Origin of the sequence: Acinetobacter sp. S4397-1 (assembly GCF_024129285.1) — a bacterium.
In the GTDB taxonomy this organism is placed as follows: domain Bacteria; phylum Pseudomonadota; class Gammaproteobacteria; order Pseudomonadales; family Moraxellaceae; genus Acinetobacter; species Acinetobacter lwoffii_C.
The window spans coordinates 1-2,714 of sequence record NZ_JAMXXZ010000066.1; the positions used below are offsets into that span (position 1 = coordinate 1).

A 2,714-nucleotide genomic window follows, 5' to 3' on the forward strand; every position below is an offset into this window, starting at 1 on the left:
TATTTAACATAATAGAGCTTATACGAAACGCTTTTAAAAATATTTTTATTTATCAACAACTTAAAAACCAACCATTGAGCACAAAATGAACAAAAATTAGCTTCTGTAATAAGTAGGTGAGTTTTTAAGCAACTTTGTAATATTTAGCCACTAAAATTGGTTAAAAAATACTCAATTTCCGCATTTTTGCCCAAGTAACAAGACTCTTGCATCCGAAATTATCCCCAATTTTTGTGGATAAAATTTAGGCTATTTTGTACGCCCTGGCGCACAGTAATTTAGGGACTTTGCGGATATTCACCTCAACCCATTTTTACTATGATGAAGTCATCAGGAACAGGAAGTTCCACACAATAATAAGAATACAGATACGCACAAGGACAGTAAGGTACGACAGGAGTTATACCGAGCAAACCAATACGAAAAACCTCGGCAGGATGCCGGGGTTTTTTTATTCCTTAAATTACCTATCAGATTGCGATGTATACATCTCATAACTTGATTGTTTATATGACTTGTATCATGTTATATAAAATAGGAAAAAATAACTTCACTATAAGGAAATCATGAGAAAAAAGATCATCTACCTAGCGGGAGCTATGACCATAGTTTTACTAGTAGCGGTGATTAAACATGAAAATAAAGTAAAGAGGGATGAGCAATTGAGATATTTAGATTCCATGGTATCTAAACAACCTTAATAAAATTGCGTTTATGTTTAGAAATATCAGCTCATATGAAAGCCATTATTTAACATAAAACCTCTTATGCGAAATAAAAAATGGGAGCTAAAAGCTCCCATTTTTTATTTTTGCTCATGTTCTTTATAGTACTGATGTGCTCTTTTGGAATTATGCTTCCAACTTTTCGCAACGTCATAAACATAAGTTGGTAAATCATCCCAATCATGAGGCAGACCGGTACCACGTGCGACACGAAGTTTAAGCGGATAGTCCTTGTATTCAATACGATGCAGAAAATAAAAGCTACGCTCTTGGTGAGTGCTAAATTTCTTAAATACAGAACTTCTGACATTGGGATAGATTTCCCAAAAATAGTTATGGCGCTTACTCTGTATTGCTTGTTTGTAATGATGTTTCAGTTTTTTCATTTTTCCTCCTAGGTAACATTACCTAGAAGGGATCCTCTGCAAAATAATACATCATCTTTCATCCTACGAGTTACACATTCATATTTAAAAGTACCACAAAGTAGTATAAAATAAACTACTACAAGGTAGTATAAACACAAGCAATGTATACAATATGTGAAACCCCTTTATTTACCAAATACTGTCTTGTTTATTGGACTCAGGAAGAATATGAGGAATTTAAAACATTCTTGGCATTAAATCCTGAGGCCGGAGATGTCGAACCTAATTCGGGTGGCATTCGTAAGATCAGATGGACTAGCGGTGGTCGAGGCAAAAGTGGTGGTGTCAGAGTCATCTACTTTAATCGTTTAACGAATGGAGAGATTTGGTTATTAACCTTGTACAGTAAAAAGCAAACGGTACAACTTAGTAAGAAAACCCTTCAAGCATTGGTGGAGAAATTAAATGACTCGTTTAATGACTGAAAAAGAACTAGAAGCCTTTGAAGCAACAAGAGATATTGAAGCTGAAATCTTACAAGGCATCGATGATATGTTGGCAAATAATGCTGCAAAAAGAACAGTAATTACTGAAACAGATGTAGCTTTAGCACGTAGAAAGGCACAGCTGACACAAGAACAGTTTGCTAAGCTCCTTGGTGTTTCCAAACGTACATTAGAATCTTGGGAACAAGGTGTGAGAAGACCTTCTGGTGCAGCAACATCATTAATTAGGTTATTTATTGTTGATCCAACGTTTGTAAAGGAAAGTTTAGCTTAATTTACATAGCTATTAGTAGGGAGCTATTTCCTTTCAGTATATTTGAGCATGATTATGAAGCATTTAGGATTTGTAGGAAAATTGACTGAATATATTGGATATACTCATGTTGAAATTATTAATAGCTCTTTACGACTATCTTTCAAGGTATCATCGAGAAACAACTTAGAAGAAATGTTCAAAAAGATGGTCGAAAATAACTATGATTTACTAATGGAAACATCAGAGAAAATAGAATTTGAATTAGATAGTGATGTTCTTAAAAAAATTGAAAAAATAACGGAAGAACAAGGTATTGAGTTTGAAGAATATGTGCAAAACACTTTGATTAAGCTCATTAACCAATGTGAATTGACTACCGATCAGCCTTAGTTTAGGCAATAAAAAACCCCGGCATCCTGCCGGGGTTTTTCGTATTGGGTTGCTAGGTATGACTCCTGTCGTACCTCACGATCCTGGTGTGTAAACTTATTATTGTTGTTTTCTGTTCTGGAACATCCTGTTCCTGTATGACTTCATCATAGGAAAATTCCAGTATCGCGGATAGCGGCAAAGGGCCGATATTGATGTGCGCCAAGGCGTACAAAATAGCCTAAATTTTATCCACAATAAATGGGGATAATTTCGGATGCAAGAGTCTTATTACTTGGGCAAAAATGCGGAAATTGAGTATTTTTTTAACCAATTTTATTGGCGAAATATTACAAAGTTGCTTAAAAACTCACCAACTTATTACAGAAGCTAATTTTTGTGCATTTTGTGCTCAAGGGTGAGCTTTTAAATTATTGATAAATAAAAATTTTTTAAAAGACGTTTCGTATAAGCTCTATTATGTTAAATA

4 protein-coding genes are annotated in these 2,714 nt (G+C 34.4%); 3 read left to right on the forward strand and 1 reads right to left on the reverse strand.

Features of this window, described 5'->3' with window-relative positions; translation table 11 throughout:
• Nucleotides 1-805: 805 nt before the first annotated feature.
• The gene (locus tag NI467_RS14445) at nucleotides 806-1,111 is read right to left on the reverse strand and encodes a hypothetical protein (RefSeq protein ID WP_253153486.1); all 306 of its coding nucleotides are present in this window, start codon (nucleotides 1,109-1,111) and stop codon (nucleotides 806-808) included.
• 143 nt (nucleotides 1,112-1,254) lie between these two features.
• Here NI467_RS14445 and NI467_RS14845 point away from each other — a divergent pair, with 143 nt between their 5' ends.
• The 3 genes from NI467_RS14845 to NI467_RS14455 are packed head-to-tail and all read left to right on the forward strand — an operon-like array spanning nucleotide 1,255 to nucleotide 2,245.
• Nucleotides 1,255-1,578, forward strand: coding sequence for a hypothetical protein (locus NI467_RS14845; protein WP_000288001.1), 324 nt, complete (start codon nucleotides 1,255-1,257; stop codon nucleotides 1,576-1,578).
• Nucleotides 1,559-1,873 carry a DNA-binding transcriptional regulator gene (locus tag NI467_RS14450; protein ID WP_152873599.1) on the forward strand — a complete coding sequence of 105 codons (315 nt, stop codon included), beginning with the start codon at nucleotides 1,559-1,561 and terminating at the stop codon, nucleotides 1,871-1,873. Before NI467_RS14845 ends, NI467_RS14450 begins: the two co-directional genes overlap by 20 nt.
• Before the next feature lie 54 nt (nucleotides 1,874-1,927).
• Nucleotides 1,928-2,245, forward strand: coding sequence for a hypothetical protein (locus tag NI467_RS14455; RefSeq protein WP_253153487.1), 318 nt, complete (start codon nucleotides 1,928-1,930; stop codon nucleotides 2,243-2,245).
• Nucleotides 2,246-2,714 lie beyond the last annotated feature (469 nt).